Annotated in this window: 24 protein-coding genes; 15 read left to right on the forward strand and 9 right to left on the reverse strand. The window is 55.5% G+C overall.

All coding sequences use genetic code 11. The features are described 5' to 3' along the window. Positions 1 to 134 precede the first annotated feature (134 nt). Positions 135 to 884, forward strand: coding sequence for a FadR/GntR family transcriptional regulator (locus AC5Q5A_RS15710; protein ID WP_063087159.1), 750 nt, complete (start codon positions 135 to 137; stop codon positions 882 to 884). 44 nt (positions 885 to 928) lie between these two features. Continuing rightward, a complete protein-coding gene (locus AC5Q5A_RS15715; protein WP_493895849.1) occupies positions 929 to 2,191 on the forward strand; it encodes a glycerate kinase type-2 family protein in 1,263 nt (420 codons plus the stop codon). Positions 2,192 to 2,201: 10 nt separating this feature from the next. On the opposite strand, the gene otnI is transcribed toward AC5Q5A_RS15715, so the two are convergent. Together otnI and gcvA are read right to left on the reverse strand one after the other, a co-directional pair. Then, complete coding sequence (gene otnI, locus AC5Q5A_RS15720) at positions 2,202 to 2,993, reverse strand: 2-oxo-tetronate isomerase (RefSeq protein WP_120225048.1); 792 nt, start codon at positions 2,991 to 2,993, stop codon at positions 2,202 to 2,204. Positions 2,994 to 3,057: 64 nt separating this feature from the next. Beyond that, complete coding sequence (gene gcvA, locus AC5Q5A_RS15725; protein ID WP_493895850.1) at positions 3,058 to 3,966, reverse strand: transcriptional regulator GcvA; 909 nt, start codon at positions 3,964 to 3,966, stop codon at positions 3,058 to 3,060. Between the two features lie 123 nt (positions 3,967 to 4,089). Here gcvA and AC5Q5A_RS15730 point away from each other — a divergent pair, with 123 nt between their 5' ends. From AC5Q5A_RS15730 to hemN, 4 genes are all read left to right on the forward strand, one after another. Beyond that, positions 4,090 to 4,779, forward strand: coding sequence for an FMN-dependent NADH-azoreductase (locus AC5Q5A_RS15730; RefSeq protein ID WP_493895851.1), 690 nt, complete (start codon positions 4,090 to 4,092; stop codon positions 4,777 to 4,779). A gap of 153 nt (positions 4,780 to 4,932) precedes the next feature. Then, complete coding sequence (locus AC5Q5A_RS15735; protein WP_493895852.1) at positions 4,933 to 5,361, forward strand: HIT domain-containing protein; 429 nt, start codon at positions 4,933 to 4,935, stop codon at positions 5,359 to 5,361. A gap of 61 nt (positions 5,362 to 5,422) precedes the next feature. Then, positions 5,423 to 5,779 (forward strand): DUF3088 domain-containing protein, encoded by a 357-nt coding sequence (locus tag AC5Q5A_RS15740; protein ID WP_493895853.1) that lies wholly within the window; start codon positions 5,423 to 5,425, stop codon positions 5,777 to 5,779. Positions 5,780 to 5,848: 69 nt separating this feature from the next. Continuing rightward, positions 5,849 to 7,204, forward strand: a complete 1,356-nt coding sequence (gene hemN / locus AC5Q5A_RS15745; RefSeq protein ID WP_493895854.1) for an oxygen-independent coproporphyrinogen III oxidase — start codon at positions 5,849 to 5,851, stop codon at positions 7,202 to 7,204. 52 nt (positions 7,205 to 7,256) lie between these two features. Here hemN and AC5Q5A_RS15750 read toward each other — a convergent pair whose 3' ends face one another. Beyond that, complete coding sequence (locus AC5Q5A_RS15750) at positions 7,257 to 8,207, reverse strand: EamA family transporter (protein WP_493895855.1); 951 nt, start codon at positions 8,205 to 8,207, stop codon at positions 7,257 to 7,259. Positions 8,208 to 8,289: 82 nt separating this feature from the next. Beyond that, the gene (locus AC5Q5A_RS15755; RefSeq protein ID WP_493895856.1) at positions 8,290 to 9,279 is read right to left on the reverse strand and encodes a mitochondrial fission ELM1 family protein; all 990 of its coding nucleotides are present in this window, start codon (positions 9,277 to 9,279) and stop codon (positions 8,290 to 8,292) included. A gap of 301 nt (positions 9,280 to 9,580) precedes the next feature. On the opposite strand from AC5Q5A_RS15755, the gene AC5Q5A_RS15760 reads away from it, so the two are divergent. The 8 genes from AC5Q5A_RS15760 (at position 9,581) to AC5Q5A_RS15795 (ending at position 18,946) form a co-directional block, all read left to right on the forward strand. Then, on the forward strand, positions 9,581 to 11,533 hold the full coding sequence (locus tag AC5Q5A_RS15760) for a sensor histidine kinase (protein ID WP_493895857.1): 1,953 nt from the start codon (positions 9,581 to 9,583) through the stop codon (positions 11,531 to 11,533). A gap of 47 nt (positions 11,534 to 11,580) precedes the next feature. Further along, a complete protein-coding gene (locus tag AC5Q5A_RS15765; protein WP_493895858.1) occupies positions 11,581 to 12,930 on the forward strand; it encodes a sigma-54-dependent transcriptional regulator in 1,350 nt (449 codons plus the stop codon). Positions 12,931 to 13,253: 323 nt separating this feature from the next. Beyond that, positions 13,254 to 14,246: a TRAP transporter substrate-binding protein gene (locus AC5Q5A_RS15770; RefSeq protein ID WP_063087151.1), complete on the forward strand. Its 993-nt coding sequence runs from the start codon at positions 13,254 to 13,256 to the stop codon at positions 14,244 to 14,246. Positions 14,247 to 14,289: 43 nt separating this feature from the next. Then, positions 14,290 to 14,859 carry a TRAP transporter small permease gene (locus AC5Q5A_RS15775; RefSeq protein WP_008891328.1) on the forward strand — a complete coding sequence of 190 codons (570 nt, stop codon included), beginning with the start codon at positions 14,290 to 14,292 and terminating at the stop codon, positions 14,857 to 14,859. A 22-nt stretch (positions 14,860 to 14,881) separates the two neighbouring features. Further along, a complete protein-coding gene (locus AC5Q5A_RS15780; RefSeq protein ID WP_008891327.1) occupies positions 14,882 to 16,291 on the forward strand; it encodes a TRAP transporter large permease in 1,410 nt (469 codons plus the stop codon). A gap of 165 nt (positions 16,292 to 16,456) precedes the next feature. Next, the gene (locus AC5Q5A_RS15785) at positions 16,457 to 16,969 is read left to right on the forward strand and encodes a DinB family protein (protein ID WP_120225056.1); all 513 of its coding nucleotides are present in this window, start codon (positions 16,457 to 16,459) and stop codon (positions 16,967 to 16,969) included. 197 nt (positions 16,970 to 17,166) lie between these two features. Then, positions 17,167 to 18,384, forward strand: a complete 1,218-nt coding sequence (locus AC5Q5A_RS15790) for a Bcr/CflA family multidrug efflux MFS transporter (RefSeq protein WP_296993346.1) — start codon at positions 17,167 to 17,169, stop codon at positions 18,382 to 18,384. A gap of 52 nt (positions 18,385 to 18,436) precedes the next feature. Continuing rightward, entirely contained in the window at positions 18,437 to 18,946 is a 510-nt protein-coding gene (locus AC5Q5A_RS15795) for a DinB family protein (RefSeq protein ID WP_493895859.1), read from the forward strand. A 27-nt stretch (positions 18,947 to 18,973) separates the two neighbouring features. Here AC5Q5A_RS15795 and AC5Q5A_RS15800 read toward each other — a convergent pair whose 3' ends face one another. From AC5Q5A_RS15800 to AC5Q5A_RS15810, 3 genes are all read right to left on the reverse strand, one after another. Further along, on the reverse strand, positions 18,974 to 19,759 hold the full coding sequence (locus AC5Q5A_RS15800) for an enoyl-CoA hydratase-related protein (RefSeq protein ID WP_120225396.1): 786 nt from the start codon (positions 19,757 to 19,759) through the stop codon (positions 18,974 to 18,976). A gap of 116 nt (positions 19,760 to 19,875) precedes the next feature. Further along, entirely contained in the window at positions 19,876 to 21,600 is a 1,725-nt protein-coding gene (locus tag AC5Q5A_RS15805; RefSeq protein ID WP_493895860.1) for a SulP family inorganic anion transporter, read from the reverse strand. 128 nt (positions 21,601 to 21,728) lie between these two features. Then, positions 21,729 to 22,001: a helix-turn-helix domain-containing protein gene (locus AC5Q5A_RS15810; RefSeq protein WP_063087145.1), complete on the reverse strand. Its 273-nt coding sequence runs from the start codon at positions 21,999 to 22,001 to the stop codon at positions 21,729 to 21,731. Between the two features lie 262 nt (positions 22,002 to 22,263). Here AC5Q5A_RS15810 and AC5Q5A_RS15815 point away from each other — a divergent pair, with 262 nt between their 5' ends. Beyond that, positions 22,264 to 22,953 carry an orotate phosphoribosyltransferase gene (locus AC5Q5A_RS15815; protein WP_044828964.1) on the forward strand — a complete coding sequence of 230 codons (690 nt, stop codon included), beginning with the start codon at positions 22,264 to 22,266 and terminating at the stop codon, positions 22,951 to 22,953. 74 nt (positions 22,954 to 23,027) lie between these two features. On the opposite strand, the gene AC5Q5A_RS15820 is transcribed toward AC5Q5A_RS15815, so the two are convergent. Both AC5Q5A_RS15820 and AC5Q5A_RS15825 read right to left on the reverse strand, forming a co-directional pair. After that, the gene (locus tag AC5Q5A_RS15820) at positions 23,028 to 23,726 is read right to left on the reverse strand and encodes a glutathione S-transferase family protein (RefSeq protein ID WP_493895861.1); all 699 of its coding nucleotides are present in this window, start codon (positions 23,724 to 23,726) and stop codon (positions 23,028 to 23,030) included. Positions 23,727 to 23,765: 39 nt separating this feature from the next. Next, entirely contained in the window at positions 23,766 to 24,137 is a 372-nt protein-coding gene (locus AC5Q5A_RS15825; protein ID WP_493895862.1) for a VOC family protein, read from the reverse strand. Between the last annotated feature and the right edge of the window lie 14 nt (positions 24,138 to 24,151).

A 24,151-nucleotide genomic window follows, 5' to 3' on the forward strand; every position in this document is an offset into this window, starting at 1 on the left:
GCAATAAGCGCGCGCCGCGCATATCGACACTTTGCGTCGCCGCCAAACATCCCGTAAACTGGTATGACCATTGCGCGAACCAATATCGGCATCGCTGCACTGGCAGAGAAAAACACGATTGGAGACAACCCAACATGCCGTCTGCCAAGACGCTTCAGGCACAAGACGACGCGGAAACCAAGCGCCCCAAAAGGATTGCGGATCAGGTTGCCGATCAAATTCTTGAAAAGATCTCGGATGGCATTTTTCTGCCCGGTGATCGCCTGCCCGGCGAACGCCAGCTTGCCGAAAGCATGTCGGTCAGCCGCGTGTCGGTACGTGCCGCCTTGCAAAAGCTCAAGACCCGCGGGTACTTGCGCGCAGTTCAGGGTGGCGGCACCGAAATCCTGTCATCCACCGGGATCGACATGGACACCGCGATGACCGATCTGGTGCGCGATTCGATCAGTAATCTGCGCGATCTTCAGGAAATTCGCTGCACGCTTGAAACCTGGGCTGCACGGCGGGCCGCCATCAACGCCAGTGACGAGGATATCAAACTTCTGCGCATGGCTTATCGTCAGGCGCATGACCCACGGCGGGCCGCCAAATATCGCGCGGATGATGACCACCGCCTGCACATGATGATCGGCCGGGCGACGGGCTCGATCATTTACTATCACGTGATGAAAATGCTGCATGATGTGTTGCAGGCAGCACTCAATGAAATTCGCTTCAATGGCATGGTCGGCCCGACCTTTGATCGCATGGTGCAGGAACATCACCGCGACATTATCGAAGCCATCGCGGCCCACGACCCGGACGCTGCCGAAAAGGCGATGTCAAACCATCTGCAGGCCGTGATCGATTTCTTCAAGACCGCATCTGACAAGCAGGCGACTTAAAAACCCGGACCAAACCGGCTACAATCCAATCAGGGAAACCCGATATGACGACTTCGCGCGAAAAACTTTTGGCTTTGATGGATGCGGCATTAAAGGCCGCCGACCCCGGGGTTCAGATCCCGCGCAACCTGCCCGAACCACCCAAGGGCAAAACCATCGTCATTGGTGCGGGCAAGGCATCGGCCAATATGGCGCGTGCATTCGAGAAGGCTTGGAAAGGCGACGTCGAAGGGTTGGTCGTCACCCGCTATGGCCATGCGGTTGAATGCGATCAGATCGAAATTGTCGAGGCATCCCACCCGGTCCCCGATGCTGCGGGCGAAAAGGCGGCCAAGCGTATCCTTGATATTGTTTCTGATGCCGGCCCCGATGATCTGGTTGTCTGCATGATTTCCGGGGGTGGATCGGCCCTTCTTGCCCTGCCCGGTCCGGGTTTGACCCTTGAAGACAAACAGGCCATCAGCAAGGCGCTTTTGCGCAGCGGTGCGACCATTTCAGAAATGAACTGCGTGCGCAAACACCTCTCCGCGATCAAGGGGGGCCGCCTGGCCAAGGCCTCGGCACCGGCGCGCATGGTGACCTATCTTGTATCTGATGTGCCGGGCGACGATCCGGCGATCATTGCGTCTGGCCCGACGGTTTCCGATCCGACGACCGGGCAGGATGCGCTTGATATCATCCGCCATTATCAGATCGACATTCCGCAGGCCGCGAAGGACCTTTTGCAAAGTGCAGAGGACGAAACCATCAAACCCGATAATCCCTGCTTTGACGGCCATGAAACCATCATGCTGGCCCGCCCGCAGGATAGCCTCGAGGCCGCAGCATCGGTTGCCCGTGACATGGGGCTGAATGCCGTCATCCTTGGTGACGCCATCGAGGGTGAGGCACGCGAAGTCGCCATCGTTCATGCCGGGATTGCCCATCAGGTTTCCAATCATGGCCAACCGGCGGCAAAGCCCTGTGTCTTGCTTTCGGGTGGTGAAACAACCGTCACCGTGCGCGGCAAGGGTGGCCGGGGTGGCCGCAATAGCGAGTTCTTGCTGTCACTTTTGTTGCAACTTCGCGATCAGCCGGGTTTCACGGCACTGGCGATTGATACCGATGGCATTGATGGCAGCGAAGACAACGCCGGGGCAATCATTGACGCCAAAAGTTGGCAAAACGCCCAGGAGGCCGGTATCGACCTTCGCGAATATCTGGCCAACAACGATGCCTATAGCGCGTTTGCCAAGATCGATGATCTTCTGGTGACCGGCCCGACCCTGACCAATGTGAATGATTTTCGTGCCATCCTGATCGAATAAATCCGGGGGATCAGGCGCCGGGTTTTGGCATCCATGGACGGACCCAGCCAAGCCCGTCTTCGGTCTTGCCGTGCGGCTTGTATTCGCAGCCGATCCAGCCTTCATAGCCAATGCGATCCAGCATATAGAACAGGAAAGGGTAATTCAGTTCCCCACTGTCGGGTTCATGCCGACCCGGTGCACCGGCGACCTGCACATGGGCGATGCTGTCGATATGTTTATCCAGCCGTGCGGCGATGTTCCCGCCAACAATCTGGGCGTGATAGATATCGAATTGCAGTTTGAGGCGCGGGTGGTCAAGCTGTTCAAGGATCACGGCCGCCTGTTCAACGGAATTCAACAGATAGCCCGGCATATCAAGCGGATTGATCGGCTCGATCAGGATATCGACCCCGGCCTGATCGGCAAGGTCCGCAGCATAAAGCAGATTGTCGCAATAAAGCCGGGCGAGTTCGCCGGGATCTTCGCCCTTGCCCATCAAACCGGCCATGCAATGGAGCATCTTGCAATCTGTTGCCGCCGCGTAATCAAGCGCCTGCACGACTGAGTCGCGAAAAGCTTCCTCGCGCCCAGGGCGACAGGCAAGACCACGGTCACCAGCCTCCCAGTTACCGGCTGGCAGGTTAAATAAAACCTGTTCCAGACCGTTGTCGCTCAGAAGCGATTTGACCGTCGATAACGGCATGTCATAGGCGCCAATATATTCCACCCCGACAAAGCCTGCATCTGCCGCCGCGGCGAACCGTTTTTCAAACGGCAAGTCGGCAAACAGAAACGAAAGGTTGGCGGCAAAGCGGGGCATGATCCATCCACACGAATGATTAACAATGGCACATGGTTTCCGATGCAGCCCGCAAGGTCAATCGTCAATCGCCGGATTGCTCGGGAATTGGCACCGAAGATGCCACTTCGCTTCTGATCCACTCCCCGAATGCTTCAACTTCGCGAAGGTTATCGCCCCGGCCAGTGTGCACATAGTGATAACAATGCCCTTTGATTTCCGGGCCAAATGGCATCATCAGCAATCCTGCATCAATTTCTGCGCGCACCATCACCGGACTGGCCAAAACAACGCCTTGGCCTGCAATCGCCGCCTGAATGGCGTGACTGTCATCGGAAAAACTGATCCCCGCAGATGGCAAGTGATCTGCAGCATCTGCCACCTGCCCCCATCTTTGCCATGTCGGGGTCGCATCATCGACGCGTAACCAGTCAAAATGCAGCAAGGTCGCATTGCGCAAATCTTCCGGTTTTTTCAGGCCCAATGCCGGACTGCAAAGTGGCACGAACTGTTCGCGAAACATCTTGTACGCAACCAATCCCGGATAGGGTCCGACACCATAGCGAATGGCTGCATCCGCCAAACCACCTGCGAGGTCGACGGCCTCTGGCGAGGTGTGAAGTCGCAAGTTGATATCGGGGTATTTCGCCTGAAACCGCGACAGGCGTGGCAACAGCCATTTTGCCGCAAAGGATGGAATGACCGAAACCGTCATGCTGCGCGATACCGGGCGGTTCCGCACCCGATCAACCGCCTTGGCAAAGGCGGCAAAGCCATCCCGCAAAACCGGATATAGCTCCTGCCCGACATCGGTCAGAACAACTTGTCGTGGCTTGCGGTCAAACAACCGGACACCCAGCGTTTCTTCAAGCAGGCGGACCTGATGGCTGATCGCGGTCGGCGTGACGCCAAGCTCGGATGCGGCGTTCTTGAAACTTTGATGGCGTGCTGCGGCTTCAAAGGCGCGCAGGGTCGCAAGCGGCGGCAAGGACATATGAATGAATTCAACTCATCTGTTGGCTGAGGAATTCGATTTTGCCGTGTGAATAAATTTCCGTCAATCCTTGGTCATCAAACCAAAATACAGATGAGCCATTTTCATCACATGGAGAACATGATGACCAGAATTCTTCATATCGACAGCAGCGCCCGGCCCGGCAGATCCGATCAAAAACAACATGGTTCGCACAGCCGCCGCCTGACGGCCAAGTTCATCGAACACTGGCTGACCAAGCGACCGGAAACCGAAGTCATCTATCGCGATGTCGGCGCAAATCCGCCAAGCCCGGTGACCGGGGATTGGGTCCATGCTGCATTCACCAAACCCGAAGACCGCGAAGAATGGATGCGCCACACCTTGCGCGAAAGCGATCAACTGGTCGACGAGCTGCTTGCCGCCGACATCATCGTTGCCGGGGTGCCAATGTATAATTTCGGCATGCCGTCACAGATGAAGGCCTGGGTCGATAACATTGTCCGCGTTGGCCGGACATTCGGCTTTGACCGAACGCGTGGCGACGTTCCCTATTGGCCAATGGTGACAGGCAACAAATCGATTGTCGCCCTGTCATCACGTGGCGACTATGGCTATGGACCGGATGGTCGTATTGCGCATCTGAACTTTGTTGAAGGCGGGCTGTTTACCCCGCTGCAATATATCGGCATCACCGATCAGTTTGGTGCGGCCATTGAATATGACGAGTTCGCCGACGAACGAACCGAGGCCTCCATTCACGCAGCCGAACAAGAAGTCATCGGCCTTGTTGATCAGCTTCTTGCCAAACATCGCGATGTAAAGGTCGCATGACTTCCCGGGCGGGAGGGCCTGACCTTCTCGCCAATTTTCGCCCCTATCCGCGCAGCCATCTTATGGATTTCACACCACAGACCAAGACAGAGAAAGAACGGCAGGTTATAAGCAGGGACATTGTTCGGGCTATCACAATAACAAGGACTGACCATGAATAACGCATTCACCCTTCATCCCCAGCTTGCCGCCGATACCACCCTTGTCACCGACGGGCCACTATCGCATGTGCTTTTGATGAATGATGCGCGTTATCCGTGGCTTATTCTGGTACCCAAGCGCCCCGACCTTGTCGATTATGACGACCTGAGTACGGAAGATCGCAAAATCCTGGGTGACGAAGTCGCGGCGGTTTCAAGCGTCATCAAGCGTCGCTTTGATGCCTTCAAAACCAATGTCGCGATGCTGGGCAATATGGTGCCACAGCTTCATTGCCACGTCATCGGCCGCTTCAAGGACGATGCCGCATGGCCGGGCCCGGTTTGGGGCGTTGGTACCGCCGAACCCTATGAAGAAGACGAAGGCCGTGACCGTCTGGCCGCCCTTCGTGCCGATTTGATATCGGCCTTCAAGCATCTTTGAAGGCCGTCCCTGACATCGCCACGGCGCAAACCGAGTGCCACCACCAAAAAGGCCACACCCCATGCCGGATCTGGAACGCGATACGATATTCCTGCTCAAACCCGACTTCGAAGATCCCGCATGGCCAAACCAACGCTTTTACTGCTGGCATTGTGCGTTGATTGATGGGGTTTTGGGATCTTTTCCGGACTTGCTTGCCGGACTTGATATTCGCCATATCAATTGGCCGCGTCCCCGACACGATGTGATTGCGCTATTGGGCGAAGATCATCAGTCACTTCCGGTAATGATCCTGAAATCCGGCGATACATCATCGCTGCAAACCGGCACCGCAAATGGCTATGCCTTTATTGACGGCAAGGACAACATTTTGCTGGCGTTAAGCGAACGACACGGCTTCCCTGTTCCCCACCCTTGACGCATATCAAGGCAGGCAAGTTTGGAATAATGCAAAAGACGGACAGAACGAATTATCGGGATGTCCGTCATGCAGCTTGCCCTTTACGAAAAATACGACCTGCGACTGCCGCGCTATACCAGCTATCCGACCGCGCCGCATTTCCATGCCGATGTGAATGGCGAGGTGTTTGAAGGCTGGCTGGGCGATCTTGATCCCGCGCAACCGCTATCGCTTTATCTGCATGTCCCCTATTGCGAGGAAATGTGCTGGTTCTGCGGTTGCAACACCAAGATCACCAAAACTTACAAGCCGGTGAATGGCTATGTCACAGCCCTTCTGACCGAGATCGAAGGTACGCTTGGCAAACTGCCTGCGGACCAGAAATTCACTGTGTCGCACATTCACTTTGGTGGCGGCAGCCCGACCATCCTCAAGGCTGACGATCTGCGCGCTATCATGGACGCAATTCGCGCCCGACTTGATATCCTTGATGATGCCGAAATCGCCATTGAAATGGATCCGCGCACCGCGACCGATGATTTCATGGAAGCCATGGTCGAGTGCGGCTTTAACCGTGCCAGTATCGGCATTCAGGATTTCAACCAACAGGTCCAGACGGCGGTCAACCGCATTCAAAGCATGCAGCTCGTCCGTGATGTGATTGCCAAATTGCGCTCGCACGGAATTGCCGGCATCAATGTCGATCTGATGTATGGCCTGCCGTTCCAGACCGTGGACTCACTGCGCGAAACGGTTGATCAGACGGTGGAGCTGTGCCCCGACCGGCTGTCGGTCTTTGGCTATGCCCATGTGCCGTGGATGAAAAAGCATCAACAGCTTATCCCGACCGAGGCCCTGCCAAACACCGGAGAACGCTGGGCGCAGTATGAGGAAATCCAGAACCGCCTTGCCAAGCATGGCTTTGTCGCCATCGGCCTTGATCACTTCGCCCATCAGGCTGACAGCATGGCGCGCGCCCTGTCTGATGGCCTGCTGCACCGGAATTTCCAGGGCTACACCACCGACCGGGCAGAAGCCCTGATCGGGTTTGGCCCGTCTGCGATTTCATCCCTGCCGCAGGGTTATGCGCAAAATGATCCGGCACTGGCCCGCTGGCAGCGCGCGGTCGAAGGTGGCAAATGCGCCATTGAAAAGGGTGTTGCCCTGACCAGCGAAGACAAATTACGCCGCGACATCATTAATGAACTGATGTGCAATCTTGCCGTTGACCTTGACCCGGTTTGCGCCAGCCACGGCATTTCGGCCGATCGCTTCGCGCCAGAGCTTGAACGCATCAAGGCAATGACCCGGGATGGCATTGTCGAAGTTCAGGGGAACTACATTAAACTGAGCGCGTTGGGCCGTCCGCTGGTGCGTGCGGTTTGTGCAGCATTTGATACCTATCTCAACCACGCGCACGGGCGTCATTCACAAGCCGTCTGATAAAACAAACACACTGCAAGAAGGGAGCCAAATGGCTCCCTTTTTTATCGGCTCAGGCCCCTTTGCGCAGGGTCAGAATGACAATACCGCTGACCACGACCAACCCGCCCAGCATCTGGACCGGGCTGATCATCTGGCCGAGAATGACCCAGCCAAACAGCAATGTCGCGATTGGCTCCATATTCATTACTGGCGCATTACGCGCCATATCAAGACGCGGCACATTGATGAACAAAACCGCGAACGCCCCGCCATAAAGCAGCATCAAGGCCATAAGCCCCATCCATCCCGGCATGGCATTCGGAAGCCCCATGCCACCAGGCACGACATCACCGATCCCGGCAATGATCATCGAAACAAAAACAACCAGCATGGTGAACATCGAGCGCACCGGACCGCTGATCCCGGCAAGCTTGTGATCGGTCACCCAGAAAGCCACCGAAAGAACGGTCGCCGCCATCAGGGCAAAACCGATGCCCAGCCACCAGCTTGATGTCACCTCTGCCCCGCCGCCGAGAATACCCGGAAGATCAAGCGCCAGAACAAGGCCAGACAGGATAAACAACATCAAACCTGCCGCACGCAATGTCGGGCGCGGACCGCCAAGCCCCCATGTCAGCAAGGCAAGAATGATCGGAAAGGTATTGGCCGTCAGCAACGCCAGGGCGACCGGCACACGGGCCACTGCGGAATAAAGACACAGGCTCTGGATCGTGATCATCAGGCCAAGCACCAATTGCCAGCGCACCAGGCCACGCGGCAAACGAATGGAATGACATTTGAAATAGACGATCGCAATCAGGATCGAAAGCGCAACAGCCGAGCGGCATAAAACAGCCAGAAGCAGCCCTGTCCCGTTTTCAAATGCCAGACGTGCGGCAACATGGTTTGCCGCAAAAAAGCAGGCAACAGCAGCCAAAATCGCAACTGCAATGTGGCGTGGAAACAATTGCGGTGCGTTTAACGCACGCACAGCTGCGGGATCAGTCGGGGACGAAGACATCGGGGCGATATTCCTTGGTGGTGGTGCCCCGCGAATAGACCCGATACACCACGACAAAACAAGGTGTTATCGACCTTTCAGGTCAGGGAGCCCCCAAAAGCTCCAGACAGCGCTGCGCAACCATGCGGGCTGGCTGCAAGGACGGATGCTTGAATGGCACCAGCTCTGTGTCGGGCAAAAGCGGTCTGGCGTAGCCGCCTTCAAACAAGGTCTGATGCAAACGTTGATGCCTCTCGTTTGCCAATCCGTCCGGCGCGTAGATATATACGCCGCCCGGGGATGCTGCGGCTTCGCAGCACATCGAGACAGAATCACTCGTTACAATCACCACATCAGCCAAAGCAAGATAACCGAAATAAGGATTTTCTTCCTGCGACTTCCAGTCATGCAGGTGATAGGCCACCCCAGAACTGGCAAGACAACTGGCAATAAATTCTTCGCATTCTGCCCCGGTACGCCGACTGGTCGTGACAAGCAAAGAACCGTCGACGCTCTGCGCGGCATTAATTGCACGCGTTATGACTTCTTTTGCCATCGTGGTGGTGAATGTGGTTTTTTTTGTGCTACCACCAATGACCACCGCAAATCTTGGGCTTGGCAGTCCTTTGAAATGGGCACGCCAGTTGTCGGCTTCAATCAAAAGCCTGGTCTCAGTCACCCGATGCGGCGCACCAGGGATTTCGACAACATTTTCGCGCACAGCCGGACGATCATGGGCAGGCACGGCAATTAGATCAAAAGAGCCTTCGCCGCCATCTGGACGCATAATTTGACAAATACGCGTATGACCACGGCTTTGTTTCTTTATCCAGCGGGCCACTGACGCCGTTCGACGTCCTGCGGCAATAACAAGATCAGGCCACGGAGCCACTAGTCGCGCACGCGAAGCTTCGTCAAGCCCGATCAGGGTCGCACGGCGAAGGAAATTTGGCAGTTTAGCAAAAGCTGTATAGCCAATATCAATGCGCTTGAAGGGCTGAGCAAGTGCCTCCGCGACGCCAACCGCCTGATTGACGTTCCCGGCGCGATCATCGGCCAGAACCCAGATCAGGTGTGTGTCTTCGTCGCTCATGCAGGGAACTTTCCTGACAGGTTTGTTCGGGCTTGATCAACCGTGCATAAATGTGGTCTGAAAATCCCGCGGATGCTTTCCTGATAGGTACAGCCTGATCCAACTATTATCAAGCATGAGAAGCATCGATAAAATTTGCGCTGGGCTTTGAAATCTTTTTGTAATCTAATCCCGGCGCCCCACCTTTAAGGGAAGACTTCCCACCCTTAAGAAGGGGCGATCAAAGCCCAACGCCAACGTGGACAGAATGCTGAACTCTTCGGTTTCAATCAAAAGAATATCCCGGATCGTATTATGCGGTTTGCTTGCACTGCTGCCGGTAACCGTGTGGTTGGTCACGACGTTCTGGCATGAGGCAAAGCTGATCGACATCACGGAAGATGGGCGCAACAAGCTTGAGCTGTATCGATCCAACCTTCAGGGCGCGATCAAGGAACACGAATATCTGCCGATTACACTGGCATCGGATAAACGCATCATCGATCTTGCAATCCATGCCGATCCGGTAATCGCCAAGGCCGTCAACATTTACCTTGAAAAACTGGCCGCCGACAGCGGCGCCTCAGACATCTATTTCATGGATCAAAATGGCGACACCCTGGCGGCCAGCAACTGGAACAGCGATGCATCCTTTATCGGGCGCAACTTTTCCTTCCGCCCCTATTTCCAGCAGGCCAAAAGCGGCCTGACCGGTCATTACTTTGCCTTCGGGATTACCTCGAACGTACCAGGTTATTACATCTCCCACCCGGTGCGCCCGGACGGGACGCGTTTTGCCGGTGCCGTGGTGGTCAAGACCCACCTTGAAACCCTTGTGCAGCGTTGGGCACGCGGCAGCGAAAGCGTTCTGGTCACCGATCAGAACGGCGTCGTTATCATTTCATCCAATCTCGATTGGCGGTTTCGCGACCTTGCCGGGCTCGGCAACAATGATCGCCCCCGCCTGATCGCATCGCGCAAATATGGTGACTACCCGCTTGAACCCATGCCTTTACTCGATGGGGCATGGCCGGTTGATGATAGCCCGGCAATCCTCAGCCTCGGCCCGGTTGCCAGCGAAGACGAGGCACGAACCGCCAACGAACAAGCAACCGGCAAACCGCAAACGCGCCAGACCACGCCAGACAAGACAACCTATCTGGTGACGGCAAGCACACTCCCCAAACAGGGCTGGCGGATGTTTCTTTTGACCGATAAATCCGTGCTGGATCGATCCGTGATCAGTGCAGGTGCAATGGGCGGGGCTGCGCATATCATTCTGACCGGTCTGATATTCATCATTCTGCAACGCCGGCGCGCGATGCTTGAACAGCTTGAAATCCGCGACTGGTCGCAACGCGAACTTGAACGTCAGGTTCGCCTGCGCACGACCGATCTTATGAACACCAACCAGCGTCTGGCAGAAGAAATTACCGAACGGTCACGCACCGAAGACGCGCTGCGCACGGCACAAGCCGAATTGGTCCAAACCAGCAAGCTTGCCGCCCTTGGTCAGATGTCCGCCGGGATCGCCCACGAAATCAACCAGCCCCTGACCGCCATCCGGAACTATGCGGAAAACGCGATGAAGTTCATCGCGCGCGACAATAAGGAAACGGCAAACCGCAACCTTCAACGGATTTCAGAACTGACCGACCGCATGGGGCGGATTACCGGCAACCTCAAAACATTTTCGCGCCGCCCGGAACAGGATAATCATCCGGTCGATGTCCCGGCCCAGATGCAGATGGCAATTGATCTTGCGATTGAAAGCGGGCGCGCAGGTGTCGAAAACATCACCCTGCACCAGCACGGCGATGTCAAACACGTCATTGCCGAAGCCAATCAGCTGACCCAGGTCTTTACCAACCTGATCAATAACGCCGCGGATGCCTGCCAGAATATGGCCAACCCCGAAATTGATATCGCGATTACCGGCGGCGAAGACCGGGTGATTGTGAAGGTCAATGACAACGGGCATGGCATTTTGCCAGACAACCTGCCCAAGCTTTTTGATCCCTTCTTTACCACCAAGCCGTTTGGTGATGGTCTGGGGCTTGGTCTTTCAATCTGTTATGGCATCATTCGAAGCTTTGGCGGAACGCTTCGTGCGGAAAACCGCCCGCAAGGCGGCGCATCCTTCATTGTCGAGCTCCGCTATGATGGCCCCGGCGATACGGAGCCGAAAAACAGCATCTCGACGCCCGCCTTCACGGCTGCTAAAACACCGTCAGAAACCCGCTCATACCTTGCAAACCATCACGATCAGGGCTGACACGTAAATTGTCCTCTGATCCAGTTATCGGGTCAAAGGATAAGCCAGTGCCAACCAGTGCCGAATGCGTTCTGTTTGTTGATGACGACGAAGATGTGCGTGAAGCCGCACAGCAAACGCTGGAGCTTGCCGACATCCCCGTCGAAGTATTCTCGGACGCCGCGTCTGCGGTTGAACGCCTGAAAAAAGGTTGGCCGGGTGTGGTGATTTCCGACATTCGCATGCCGAAGATGGACGGCCTTGATCTGCTGACAGAGGTCAAAAAGATCGACCCGGAAATGCCGGTAATTCTGGTCACCGGGCATGGGGATGTCGCAACCGCTGTTCAGGCCATGCATGACGGAGCATTTGATTTTATCGAAAAGCCCTATGCCCCGGATCTGTTCATCGACATTACCCGCCGCGCAATGAGCCACCGCGCCCTTGTGCTTGAAAACCGCACGCTCAAGATCGAACTCGCACGCCATTCCAAAAACGCATCGGACTTTATCGGCCGCAATCCGGCGATGGAAAAGCTCCGCACCCTGATCGGCAATGTCGCGGCCACCAACGCCCATGTCCTGATCAATGGCGAAACCGGATCGGGCAAGGAAGTGATCGCGCGCAATCTGCATGAAATGTCGGGGCGTCCCGGCCCGTTTGTGGCGGTGAATTGCGGCGGCATGCCCGAACATCTGATTGAATCAGAACTGTTTGGTCACGAAGCCGGCGCCTTCACCGGGGCCGATCACAAACGCATCGGCAAATTCGAGTTTGCCGACAAGGGCACGCTGTTCCTTGATGAAATCGAAAGCATGCCGCTTGCGTTGCAAATCAAATTGCTGCGGGTTTTGCAGGAACGCGCGGTAGAACGGCTTGGATCAAACCGGGTCCTGCCAATCGACTTGCGGGTTATTGCAGCAACCAAGGTCGATCTGCGGTCGGCATCGGCACGCGGTGAGTTTCGCGAAGATCTTTATTATCGTCTGAATGTCGTGCAACTGCATATCCCCCCGCTTCGTGATCGCAAGGATGACATCGCGCTGTTGTTTGAATATTTCACCCGTGATGCCGCCAAGCGGTTCGACCGTACCGTCACCGCCTTGAGTGCGGCGGAACTGGCACGGTTCAATGCCTATGACTGGCCGGGCAATGTACGCGAACTCCGCAATGCCGCCGAACGCCGGGTGCTTGGCCTTGATCCCCTGGCAAACAGCGAAGATGGCGAAGACAATTATGCCGTCCCCCTGCCCCAGCAAGTCGAGGCATTTGAAAAAAGCCTGATTACCGAAGCCCTGCGCGAACATGGCGGCAATGTTACGGCCACGGTCAGTGCGCTTGGCGTCCCGCGCAAGACGTTTTACGACAAGCTGACCAAATACAACATTGTCCCGGCCGAATTCCGACGCCCGCGCTAATCAACCGATCACGAGCCCGTCAGTTAGACGGGCTTTTTTTTCGTCATCCGATCCTTCAACTCTGGATCCGGCACCCTGTGCGGTCTGTCGCACATTAGCATGAAATTCGTGTGCGCCTTCACACACGAAATAGCCAAAATTTGCTGCATCGCAGCAACGTGAAATTCACCTTATTTCATTGATATAATTACATAAATCCAACTGATTTCGAACTGGCCCAGTGCTTGCTGATTACGGCACAGCGCCAAACGGCGTTTTAGAACGACGCCAAAAATGGCGCGCTAACGGGAAAACAGATTTAATTCATCAAGGGAGACGTTTTGATGCGTCCTATCAGCAAAAGCATTCTTGCTGCTGGCGTTGCTGCCGCAGCACTTCTGGGGTCCAACTTTGCCGCGTCGGCACAGGAAGTGATCAAGTTCGCGCACGTTGTTGCGCCGAACACCCCGAAAGGCCAGGGTGCCGACTTCTTTAAAAAACGCGCTGAAGAAATTCTCGGCGACAAGGTCCAGATCGAAATCTATCCGAACTCGCAGCTGTTTGATGACGACAAGGTTCTTGCCGCCATCCTGCGTGGTGACGTTCAGTTCGGCGCACCGTCTCTTGCGAAATTCGGCAAATGGACCAAGAAACTTCAGGTCTATGATCTTCCGTTCCTGTTCAAGGACATGGATGCGGTTTCCTGCTTCCAGAACGGCGAAAAAGGTCAGGAACTGCTGAACGCAATGTCGTCCAAAGGCCTGACCGGTGTTGGTTACTGGCACAACGGCCTGAAACAGCTTTCGGCCAACAAGCCGCTGCGCGCGCCGGAAGATGCTGCTGGTCAGAAATTCCGTATTCAGTCGTCTGACGTGATTGCCGCCCAGTTCGAAGCTGTTGATGCGGTTCCGCAGAAAATGGCCTTCTCGGAAACCTATTCGGCCCTTCAGACCGGCGTTGTCGACGGTCAGGAAAACACCTGGTCGAACATCTATTCCAAGAAGTTCTTCGAAGTTCAGGATTACATCACCGAATCCAACCACGGTCTGCTTGACTACATGGTTGTGACCTCGACCAAGTGGTGGGACGGTCTGGATCCGGAAATCCGCGACGGCCTTGCGCAGGCGATGAAAGAAGCCAGCGATTACGCAAACGGCCTGTCGGCGGAACTGACCGCCGAACAGCGTCAGGCAGTGATTGACTCCGGCGAAACCGAAATCCTGCAGCTTTCCGGCGAAGAATTCGCCAAATGGCAGACTGCAATGAAACCGGTTTGGGATGAGTTCTCTGGCGATATCGGCCAGGACATCATCGACGCCGCTGCTGCGTGCAACTGATCCGTACTTTTTTCCCAACATCATCGGAAAAGGGCCGTTCAAGATGATCTCAACGGTCGTTAACCGGCTGGAGGAGGGCATTATTGCCCTCCTGCTCGCCGCTATGACGTCGCTTACCTTTGTAAACGTCGTCATGCGTTACGTGTTCAATTCCGGCCTGACCTGGGCCTTGGAAACCACGGAATTTCTTTTTGCCTGGCTGATCCTGTTTGGCATGTCCTATGGGGTCAAGGTTGGGTCGCATATCGGGGTGGACGCCCTCGTTCGCCTGTTCCCCAAGAATGCCCAGCGCGTCATCGGTCTGATCGTCGTGGCGGCCGGCATTCTGTATTCAAGCTGGCTGATTATTGGCGGCTGGGAGCTTGTGAGCTTCAACCACATGCTTGAAATGGAAGCCGAAGACAGCCCGATCATGCTGTGGATCGTCTATCTGATCATGCCGGTGGGTGCCGCTTTGCTGGCGTTCCGTCTGGCACAGGTTGGCTGGCGCATCATTACCGGCCAACAGGTTGGCTTCAATCTGGCTGACGAAGCACGCGAAGCGATTGATCAGCTTGGCGCAAGCACCGTGGAGGACGACAAGTCCGCCACCGCTTCGACGCCAAAATCGTAAGCCGGACAGGGGGAACATTCAAATGACTATCGCATTCCTGTTTATCCTACTGTTTGGCTTGATGGCGCTTGGCGCACCGATTGCCATTTCGCTGGGTGTTGCGTCGCTTTCGACCATCCTTCTTTTTGGCGACGACAGCCTTGCCACCCTGGCAGAAAAGCTTTTTGGCGGGATGGAGCACTATACCCTTCTTGCCATTCCCTACTTCATTCTGGCATCGGCCTTCCTGTCGACCGGCGGTGTTGCCCGCCGTCTGATCCGCTTTGCCATTGATACCGTGGGCTGGTTCCCCGGCGGTCTTGCCATGGCATCGGTTCTGGCCTGCATGCTGTTTGCGGCTGTTTCGGGGTCAAGCCCGGCAACCGTCGTCGCCATCGGTTCCATCGTGATTGCCGGTATGGTGCGCGCAGGTTACCCGCAAAGCTTTGCGGCTGGCGTGATCTGTAATGCCGGTACGCTTGGCATTCTGATCCCGCCATCCATCGTGATGGTTGTTTACGCCGCCGCGACCGAGGTTTCGGTTGGTCGCATGTTCCTTGCTGGCGTTATTCCGGGGATCATGGTCGGCCTGATGTTGATGATTGCGATCTATATCGTCGCACGCATCAAGAAACTGCCAAGCCAACCCCGCCCGACCCTTGGTGAATGGGGCGGTGCCCTGTTTTCGGCATCGGGTGGCCTGTTGCTGGTTCTGCTGATCATGGGTGGCATTTATGGCGGGGTTTTCACCCCGACCGAGGCCGCGGCGGTTGCCGCGTTCTATGCCATGTTTGTTGCCGTGCTGTTTTACCGTGATATGGGCCCAATCAAGGAACTTTCATGGGTACCTGAAAACGGCAATACCGGCATTGGCAGCCTGATGGCGCACAACCTTCCGAAAATGGGCAAGGCACTGGTCCTGATCCCGTTTGACAAGGAAGTCCGTCACGTCCTGCTCGATGCCGGTAAAGTCACGATCATGCTGATGTTCATCATCGCCAACGCGATGCTGTTTGCCCATGTTCTGACCTCTGAACGCATTCCGCACACCATTGCCGAAACCATCATTGGATGGGGTCTTCCGGCGTGGGGCTTCCTGATTGTCGTCAACATCGTTCTTTTGATTGCCGGCAACTTCATGGAACCGTCGGCGATCCTTCTGATCATGGCACCGATCCTGTTCCCGATTGCCATGCAGCTGGGCATTGATCCGATCCATCTGGGCATCATCATGGTGGTCAATATGGAAATCGGCATGATCACGCCGCCGGTCGGATTGAACCTGTTTGTGACATCCGGGATTACCGGCATGCCGTTGCTCAAGGTCGTGAAGGCCGCCTTCCCGTGGCTTCTGATCCTGCTCGGCTTCCTGATCCTGATCACCTATGTCCCGGTGATATCGACCTGGCTTCCGACCACCCTGATGGGGCCGGAAAGGATCATGACCCACTAAGCGGGTTTGATCGCAGACACACAAAAATCAAGGGCGGCATTCGATCAGATGCCGCCCTTGCTGTATTTCAGTGCCACGGCCCGCGACATGCGGTAGTATTGGTTAAACCCATGACAACCAAGAAAAACCAGGCCTGATTGCGCCTCTGGAAGGAGCGGTTTCAAAATGTCCAAGATGAATTTCAACGACTATGGCCGCTGCATGGCGACCTATAACAGTTGGCAGAACGGCGTGCTGTTTGACCTCTGCGATCAGATCGGCGATGTCGAACGGCGGTTGGATCGCAATATGTTCTTTGGCTCCATCCACAACACGCTAAACCACATCCTGTATGTTGATCTGCGCATTCTGACCATCCTGCGCACCGGTGAAGCCGGTCCGTTCGAACCAACCACCATCGTTGCCGACGATTTCGAAACGCTGAAGGCCATGCGGGCCGAAGTCGATGCCGACATCACCGAATTCGTCGAAGGCACCGATCACAGCTGGCAGGATGAAATACGCGAACTGCCCTTCCCCGATGGCGTCACCCGCAAACTCCCCCGACAGCTGTTTCTGGTGCAACTGTTCAATCATCAAACCCATCATCGTTCTCAGATCACAAGCGAACTGCACAAGATGGGCCTTGATTACGGCAACACGGACGTGCCCTACACGCCCGATCTGCCAATAAGCTAACAAGCGATCCAAGCAACCGCTGGCAGAAGCCTGAATTTTATGGATAATACAGGGCTCGGGACTATCACACCCGACGCCCCACACTGCTGCGCCTTGGTCACTTTGCTTACCTGCGCGTGCTTGCATACTCCGCGCAACGCGTGCCCTCTGCTGGGGGCTCTGACCCGCCGCCAAACACTGAACGGAATTGATTGCGCATGTCCACGCCCCTGCCCGGCGCATCGCTTGACCCGAAAAAGCTTGCCATCTTGCTTGCCGCACTGGTTGCGACGGCACCATTTGCCATTGATACCTATCTGCCGGCGATCCCGGCCATGGCGCGCGACTTTGGCGAGGCCACCCATGCTGTTGAAGTTTCCGTCAGTACCTTCTTGATCGGATTTGCCTTGGGGCAACTGATCGGCGGACCGCTGTCTGACCGGATCGGTCGACGTCCCATCGCATTGGTCGGTTTGGTCATCTATATCGTCACCAGCGCGATCATCACCACCGTCGACAGCGCCTTTTCGCTTAATGTGATGCGCTTTTTCCAGGCCGTTGGCGGCGGATTTTCGATTGTGATTGTCGGTGCGTCGGTGCGCGATCTGTTTGAAGGCAAGGAAGCTGCGCGCATGTTTGCGCTGATTGCGGTGATCATGATGATTGCACCGCTTGTCGCACCAACCATCGGCTCGTTACTGCTGGTCTGGTCGACCTGGCAATCGATCTTCGTCCTGCTGATTGTCTATGGCAGCCTGATGCTTGCCATCGTTTACCTGAAGCTGCCCGAAACAAGCTTGATGCGCCGACGCCATCCCGGCCCGGTACGCCGGGTTTGGTGGACTTATCTGGAAGTCCTGCGCACGCGCAAGGCGGTTGGCTTTATGCTGACACATGCCGGGGCCAGTGCGGTGATGTTCAGTTTTGTCACCGACAGCCCATTTATGTATATCGATTTCTTTGGCGTGCCGCAGGCATACTTCCCCTATCTGTTCGGGGCCAATGTTGCGGTGATTATCATCTGTAACCGGCTCAACAACCCGTTGCTCAAACGCCTCGAATGCCATCAGATTCTAAAAATCGGCACCGGCATTCAACTTGTCGCGACCATCGGCCTGTTCATTGCGACAAATGTGTTTGAGCCAAGCTTGTGGACGGTGGTGCCGTTCATCATGTTCTCGGTCGGCCTGATCGGTCTGACGGCCCCGAATGCCACGGCATCCTTCATGCAGTACTTCCCGTATATCGGCGGTACGGCGACGGCCCTTTTGGGAACGATCCAGTTCGCCACCGGCGCGGTTGCAGGCATCGTCATCGGTCATTTTCATGACAACACATTGTTGCCACTGACCGTATCAATGCTGGGCTTTGCGATTTTTGCCAATCTGATGGTCCATTTTATGGCCGACGCCAAACAGACAGAATCCCCCACCTGATCAAGCTGCTGATCACACCGACCCCGCCACCACTCATTTCAGGATATCTTCAATGGCCCGGATGACATTTGACGACTATGGCTGCGCAATGGCCAAATACAACACGTGGCAGAACAACGTGCTTTATGATCTTTGCCATCAGATTGGCGACGAAGAACGCCGTCGTGATCGCGGCATGTTCTTTAAGTCGATCAATGCCACCCTTAATCATCTGGTGCATATCGACCGTCGTATTCTCAGCATCATGAAAACCGGCGAAGCCCCGGTCTATGATGCCCACACGCAGGTCGCCGATGATTTTAATGAGTTGCGCCAAATCCGCCGCGATCTTGATGCCGAGATCGAGGTATTTGTCGCGTCAGACGATCGTGACTGGCAGGATGGATATCGCGAATTCACCGGGGTCGACGGCATTACGCGCAACCTGCCCCGCCCGCTATTTTTGGTGCAATTTTTCAATCACCAAACCCATCACCGTTCCCAGATCACCAGCGAATTGCACAAGATGGGCATTGATTACGGCATCACCGACGTGCCGTTGACACCGGATTTGGGACTTTAACATGCCGACTGTTAAAGTCCTCTCTGCCTATTTCCCGGTGAAGACCGGTTTGCGTTTTTCAAGAAACGCGGTGTAGCCTTCCTTGAAATCCGCACTTTCAAAGGCGCGGTAGCCTTCATCAAATTCATGCATGTCGATTGAGCCGCCCTGTCGCAGACGGTTCAGCATGCTTTTGTGCGCCCGCTGCGTCAGTGGCGCACCACCGGCAATGCGTTTGCCCGTCGTGTCGACTTCTTCGTCAAACACTTCGAGTGCAACGTGACGGGCGATAAAACCGATCTCGCGCGCCCGGACGACGTCAAACACCTGCCCTTCAAGCAGGATTTCAAACAAAGCCGCCTCGCCCAGCAGATCAAGCATGATTTCAAGCTCGGGATAGCCAAGTGTCGCGCCCAACTTCATCGGCGGTACAGCGAATTTTGCGTTATCGGCGGCAATGCGCATGTCGCACGCAGCTGCCAGCACGAAAGACGCCCCCATGCACGGGCCATCAATTGCAGCAATCACCGGATGGGTGCAGTTCTGAATGGTCTGAAGCGCCTCAGCATGCAGCATGCCGTAATCGCGTGCTTTCTCGAACCCGGACCGTTCACGCACGAACTCATGGATATCTGCCCCGGCACCAAAACCGGCCCCTTCGCCACCGCGAATAATAACGCAACGCAGATCAAGATCATCCGACAATTCGTGGACAATCGTCGCCAACGCACCCCACATCGGTTTGGTCAGGGCGTTCTTGCGTTCCGGCTGACAGATCGTGATGGTGGCAACGCGATCATCAATGGTGACATTCAGTCCGGTCTGATCAGTCATGGCATTTCCTTTTGGGGCTTGCTGTTTGGGCACAGCTTAAATCGGCATAACGATACCGAATAAACCCAAAATGCTGTTTTGCCAACAAAAGACCAATTGGCTGCGTCCGACTGCGGTTAATCCCGCAACGTGCCAAGCTTTTCGCCCAGCCATTTGACAGCCTGTTCAACATCGGCCTCATAATGGATTGCTGGCGGCTTCATCCCGTGCACAAACAAATCGCGCCGGATATCGTGTTTCGTGCCGCTAAAGACAATCAGCCCGCCCCGGCTGCGCACTTTTTGAACCAAACTCGCCAGCGTATTGGCGGCCGTCGAATCAAGAAAAGGCACGGCTGAAAAATCAACAACCAGCGCACGGCGCGTATCACCGATCCGATCCAGCACCGATCCGAAGGCCGCCGTCGCCCCAAAGAAAAAGACGCCGGAAATTCGGTAAACAACAATGTCGGGATCACCGGCCGATACGGGGTCCGATGCCATCAAGACAACCTGATTATCCGCCCGGTCCTCGGCAACAAAAGGTGTGGCACTTTCGATATCGGCCATGCGTGACATACGACGGATAAACAGAACCGATCCCAACGCAAACCCGACAACAATCGCCTCAAGCAGATCGCGAAACACGGTCAGAAGCAACGTTGTCAGCAAAACCGCCGCATCACCGCGCGATGATCGCAGCAAGGTAACGATGGCGTGCTTTTCGATCATGTTCCAGGCAACGGTTGCCAACAGACCGGCAAGGCATGCCAAGGGAATGAACCCCGCCAAGGGGGCCGCAATCAGAATGAACAGTAACAGAAATACGCCGTGCAAAATTCCGGCGATCGGACCGTGTGCCTTGGACCGCACATTGGTTGCTGTGCGCGCGATTGTGCCGGTAACGCAAATGCCCCCGAACAGGCCCGAGGCAACGTTTGCAATGCCCTGTGCCACCAGTTCGCAGTTTGATCTGTGACGACGCCCCGTCATGCCATCGGCCACCACAGCAGACAGCAGTGACTCAATCGCCCCCAAAAGCGCAAAGGCAATGGCGTTTGGCAGCACGGCCTGCGCCTTGGCAAAACCGATTTCGGGCAAGGATGGCATTGGAAAACTGCTTGGAATGCCGCCGTAAATACTGCCGATCGTCGCAACCGGAAGATCAAACACAGCCGTTATCAACGCGGCACCGACCACGGCAATCAGCATACCCGGCCAATGCGGGCGAACATATTTAAGCCCGACAATCACCAGAATAGTCGACCCTGACAACATCACGGTCGCAAGATCCATACTCGGCAATGCGGCCCAAATAACCGGCAGCTTTTCAAGAAACGGTCCCGGCTCCGGACCACCAAGATCAAGTCCAAGCAGATCCTTGATCTGGCTGGCAAAGATGATGAAGGCAATTCCGGCGGTAAATCCAACCGTCACAGGATAGGGAATAAACTTGATATAGGTGCCCAGCCTGAAAAGGCCGATTAAAACCAGAAGCGCGCCCGCCATGATCGTTGCCAGCAACAAGCCATCCATGCCGTGCGCCTGAACGGTGGCCGCGACCAGTACAATGAAGGCACCCGCCGGCCCCCCGATCTGAAACCGGCTCCCGCCCAGAAGCGAGACCAGTATCCCGCCAATAATCGCGGTATAAAGGCCTTGTGCGGGTGTCGCCCCGGATGCAATTGCAATCGCCATCGACAACGGCAAGGCAACGATGGCGACCGTCAGCCCGGCAATCGCATCTGCGCGCAATTGGGCAAGACCATACCCTTCACGCAGAACGGTGATCAGTTTCGGTGTAAACAGTTCGACAAAATCCGGCTTGGGATACCGGCTCTTCTCTGGATTTTCTGGCTTCATTTTGCTTGGCACCCTCATTGGGTGATTGCACACATCAATTCCCCGGCCGGGCCGGGATGACACAGATCCTTACCGATCAGCAGTCACCAAATTTGGCGACTGCACGAACCGGCATTTTTGACTGCACGCTAATCGTTTCTCGATTGTCGGGTTTCCGCTTCCTTCAGCCGAACACCCCGACCGGCGCCCATACTCGGAACCTGTTCGCCAATAAGCTCGATACCTGCACGGTCAAGCGCCTCAACCACCTTTGAAAGGGTATCTACGACTCCTCGTACATTGCCCTGACTGGCTTCCATGCGCTGAATGGTCGGAACCGAGACGCCTGACATTTCTGCCAGCATTTTCTGGTCAATCCCCAAAAGGGCCCGCGCGGCCCGCATCTGTCCGGCTGTAATCATCAAGTCACCCTTCCAACAGGCAGATCATCAAACTCCAGATGTAACAAATTCACCTTATAACTTCAATTATGATATCTCAGATATCACTACTGGTGCATTATGTATCATCATAATGACGACAGAACCCCACCTGAAGCCCCTTGCTCGGGCAACAGAAACCACAAAGAAACCTGACCAAACGGTCAGCGGCTTTTCTTTGCGCTTTTCGGCCAAAAGCGCTAAGAGGTCGGCAAATAGTCGATCCGGAGAAGGTATAGCCGCCATGACCACTGAAAAACCGACCGCGCATTGCACCTATGCTGCCAAAACTGTCGCCAAGATTTTGCTGGATATCGGGGCTGTGAATTTCCGCCCGGAAGAGGCCTATATCCTGACATCCGGCTGGGCCAGCCCGGTTTACATCGATTGCCGCAAACTGATTTCCTTCCCGCGCGCCCGCCGCAAGGTGATTGAACTCGCCGCCCGTCAGGTTTCTGATGCGGCTGGCTACGAGGCCTTTGACGCGGTTGCTGGTGGTGAAACAGCTGGTATCCCCTATTCCGCATGGCTTGCCGATGCGCTTGACCTGCCGATGCAGTATGTCCGCAAAAAGCCCAAGGGCTTTGGCCGCAAGGCGCGCATCGAAGGCGATATCCACGAAGGACAGCGCGTTCTTCTGGTCGAAGACCTTGCCACCGACGGCGCATCAAAGGTCAACTTCGTCAACGCCATCCGCGAAGCCGGTGCCGAGTGCAAACATGCCTTTGTTGTCTTCTTCTATGACATCTTCGAAGGCGCGCTTGACGAACTGCGCAAGGACGACATCGAAATGCATTACCTTGCAACCTGGGCCGATGTCCTCGCCGTTGCCGAAGAAGGCGAATATTTCAGCAAGGATGCCATCGAAGGCGTGCGTTCCTTCCTGAACGACCCGATCGGCTGGTCAAAGGCCAATGGCGGCAAGCACGACTAAGCTGCAACAAGCCCAAAAAACAAAACGCCCGCAGGTTCAACCAAGCGGGCGTTTTTTATTGCCTTTATTGCGCATCAAAGCGCAAGCGCGATGTTGTCTTGCGGTATCATGCGTAAACGGTTTGCCAGATACCCGTCCTTGCACGCGATGAATTCATGCAGTTCCCGATAATAGGTGGCGGGCACCGCGTTTCGGACTGTCTTGTGCTTGGCCAAATCGCTTGCCCAGCCTCGTAACCCGGGAAAACCGGCAAACAGATCCCGGTTCAGCCCGACCGCGATCAGGGCGAAAGGCCGAAAAACCGTCGCAAAAACGATATCGAGCATCGAAAGCTCTCTGTCCGCGTCCAAGGCCTGTGGCGACATCAGATCCGACACAATCGACATTTGCTTGTGGATCTGATGCATCGTCGCATCCACACTGCTTTCAGACAGATCGCGATAAATCAGATCCGCGGTAAGGGATAATAACTTATCGCCAATCGCAATCACCGCCTGCGCCAAGGCAAGGTCATAGGCATCCGCCCCACACGGGTTTTTACCCGTTATTGCCTCAAGGTATTGGCAGATGGCGGCGGCCTCAAACAAGGTACGCTCATCATCAACCACCAGAACAGGAACATTGCCGGTCGGGCTTAGTGCCAGAAACCACTCGGGTTTGGCATCAAGGGCAATGTCGGTGCGTTTATGGGCTATGCCATTTTGCGCCAGAACCATCGCCACACGCTGGACATAGGGGCAAAGCCGGTGACCGATCAAATGATATGATGACATCAGCTCCACTCCCCCGCCGCATCACAACCAATCATCGCCTTAGCCCATATGATGGATGTTGAGTTTGTTACCATCGGGATCGCGGAAGTAGGCCGCGTAAAACCCGTTTTCATGGCGTTGACCCGGCTCACCTTCCGACGATGCACCAAGCGAGATCGCCTTTTTATACAGCGCATCGACCTGATCACGTGACGCTGCTGAAAGGGCGATCATTGTGCCGTTTCCAACCGTTGCCGCATTCCCGTCAAACGGAACATGCACCGAAAATGCCGGGCTGTTTTCGCCGGCACTCCAGACGATAAAGTCCGGCTGTTCAAAGACGCGCTGCGCCCCAAAATCGGCAAGCAATGCGTCATAAAACGCGCCCGAACGGGATAGATCATTGGTGCCGAGTGATGTGTATCCGATCATGTTTTCTTTCCTGA

The sequence above is a fragment of the Thalassospira sp. CA1 genome (assembly GCF_059052855.1).

Excerpts from the sequence above, each read along its gene's own strand:
- AC5Q5A_RS15710 (WP_063087159.1), top strand. The coding sequence starts at position 135 with ATGCCGTCTGCCAAGACGCTTCAGGCACAAGACGACGCGGAAACCAAG.
- AC5Q5A_RS15715 (WP_493895849.1), top strand. The coding sequence starts at position 929 with ATGACGACTTCGCGCGAAAAACTTTTGGCTTTGATGGATGCGGCATTA.
- otnI (WP_120225048.1), bottom strand. The coding sequence starts at position 2,993 with ATGCCCCGCTTTGCCGCCAACCTTTCGTTTCTGTTTGCCGACTTGCCG.
- gcvA (WP_493895850.1), bottom strand. The coding sequence starts at position 3,966 with ATGTCCTTGCCGCCGCTTGCGACCCTGCGCGCCTTTGAAGCCGCAGCA.
- AC5Q5A_RS15730 (WP_493895851.1), top strand. The coding sequence starts at position 4,090 with ATGACCAGAATTCTTCATATCGACAGCAGCGCCCGGCCCGGCAGATCC.
- AC5Q5A_RS15735 (WP_493895852.1), top strand. The coding sequence starts at position 4,933 with ATGAATAACGCATTCACCCTTCATCCCCAGCTTGCCGCCGATACCACC.
- AC5Q5A_RS15740 (WP_493895853.1), top strand. The coding sequence starts at position 5,423 with ATGCCGGATCTGGAACGCGATACGATATTCCTGCTCAAACCCGACTTC.
- hemN (WP_493895854.1), top strand. The coding sequence starts at position 5,849 with ATGCAGCTTGCCCTTTACGAAAAATACGACCTGCGACTGCCGCGCTAT.
- AC5Q5A_RS15750 (WP_493895855.1), bottom strand. The coding sequence starts at position 8,207 with ATGTCTTCGTCCCCGACTGATCCCGCAGCTGTGCGTGCGTTAAACGCA.
- AC5Q5A_RS15755 (WP_493895856.1), bottom strand. The coding sequence starts at position 9,279 with ATGAGCGACGAAGACACACACCTGATCTGGGTTCTGGCCGATGATCGC.
- AC5Q5A_RS15770 (WP_063087151.1), top strand. The coding sequence starts at position 13,254 with ATGCGTCCTATCAGCAAAAGCATTCTTGCTGCTGGCGTTGCTGCCGCA.
- AC5Q5A_RS15775 (WP_008891328.1), top strand. The coding sequence starts at position 14,290 with ATGATCTCAACGGTCGTTAACCGGCTGGAGGAGGGCATTATTGCCCTC.
- AC5Q5A_RS15780 (WP_008891327.1), top strand. The coding sequence starts at position 14,882 with ATGACTATCGCATTCCTGTTTATCCTACTGTTTGGCTTGATGGCGCTT.
- AC5Q5A_RS15785 (WP_120225056.1), top strand. The coding sequence starts at position 16,457 with ATGTCCAAGATGAATTTCAACGACTATGGCCGCTGCATGGCGACCTAT.
- AC5Q5A_RS15790 (WP_296993346.1), top strand. The coding sequence starts at position 17,167 with ATGTCCACGCCCCTGCCCGGCGCATCGCTTGACCCGAAAAAGCTTGCC.
- AC5Q5A_RS15795 (WP_493895859.1), top strand. The coding sequence starts at position 18,437 with ATGGCCCGGATGACATTTGACGACTATGGCTGCGCAATGGCCAAATAC.
- AC5Q5A_RS15800 (WP_120225396.1), bottom strand. The coding sequence starts at position 19,759 with ATGACTGATCAGACCGGACTGAATGTCACCATTGATGATCGCGTTGCC.
- AC5Q5A_RS15805 (WP_493895860.1), bottom strand. The coding sequence starts at position 21,600 with ATGAAGCCAGAAAATCCAGAGAAGAGCCGGTATCCCAAGCCGGATTTT.
- AC5Q5A_RS15810 (WP_063087145.1), bottom strand. The coding sequence starts at position 22,001 with ATGATTACAGCCGGACAGATGCGGGCCGCGCGGGCCCTTTTGGGGATT.
- AC5Q5A_RS15815 (WP_044828964.1), top strand. The coding sequence starts at position 22,264 with ATGACCACTGAAAAACCGACCGCGCATTGCACCTATGCTGCCAAAACT.
- AC5Q5A_RS15820 (WP_493895861.1), bottom strand. The coding sequence starts at position 23,726 with ATGTCATCATATCATTTGATCGGTCACCGGCTTTGCCCCTATGTCCAG.
- AC5Q5A_RS15825 (WP_493895862.1), bottom strand. The coding sequence starts at position 24,137 with ATGATCGGATACACATCACTCGGCACCAATGATCTATCCCGTTCGGGC.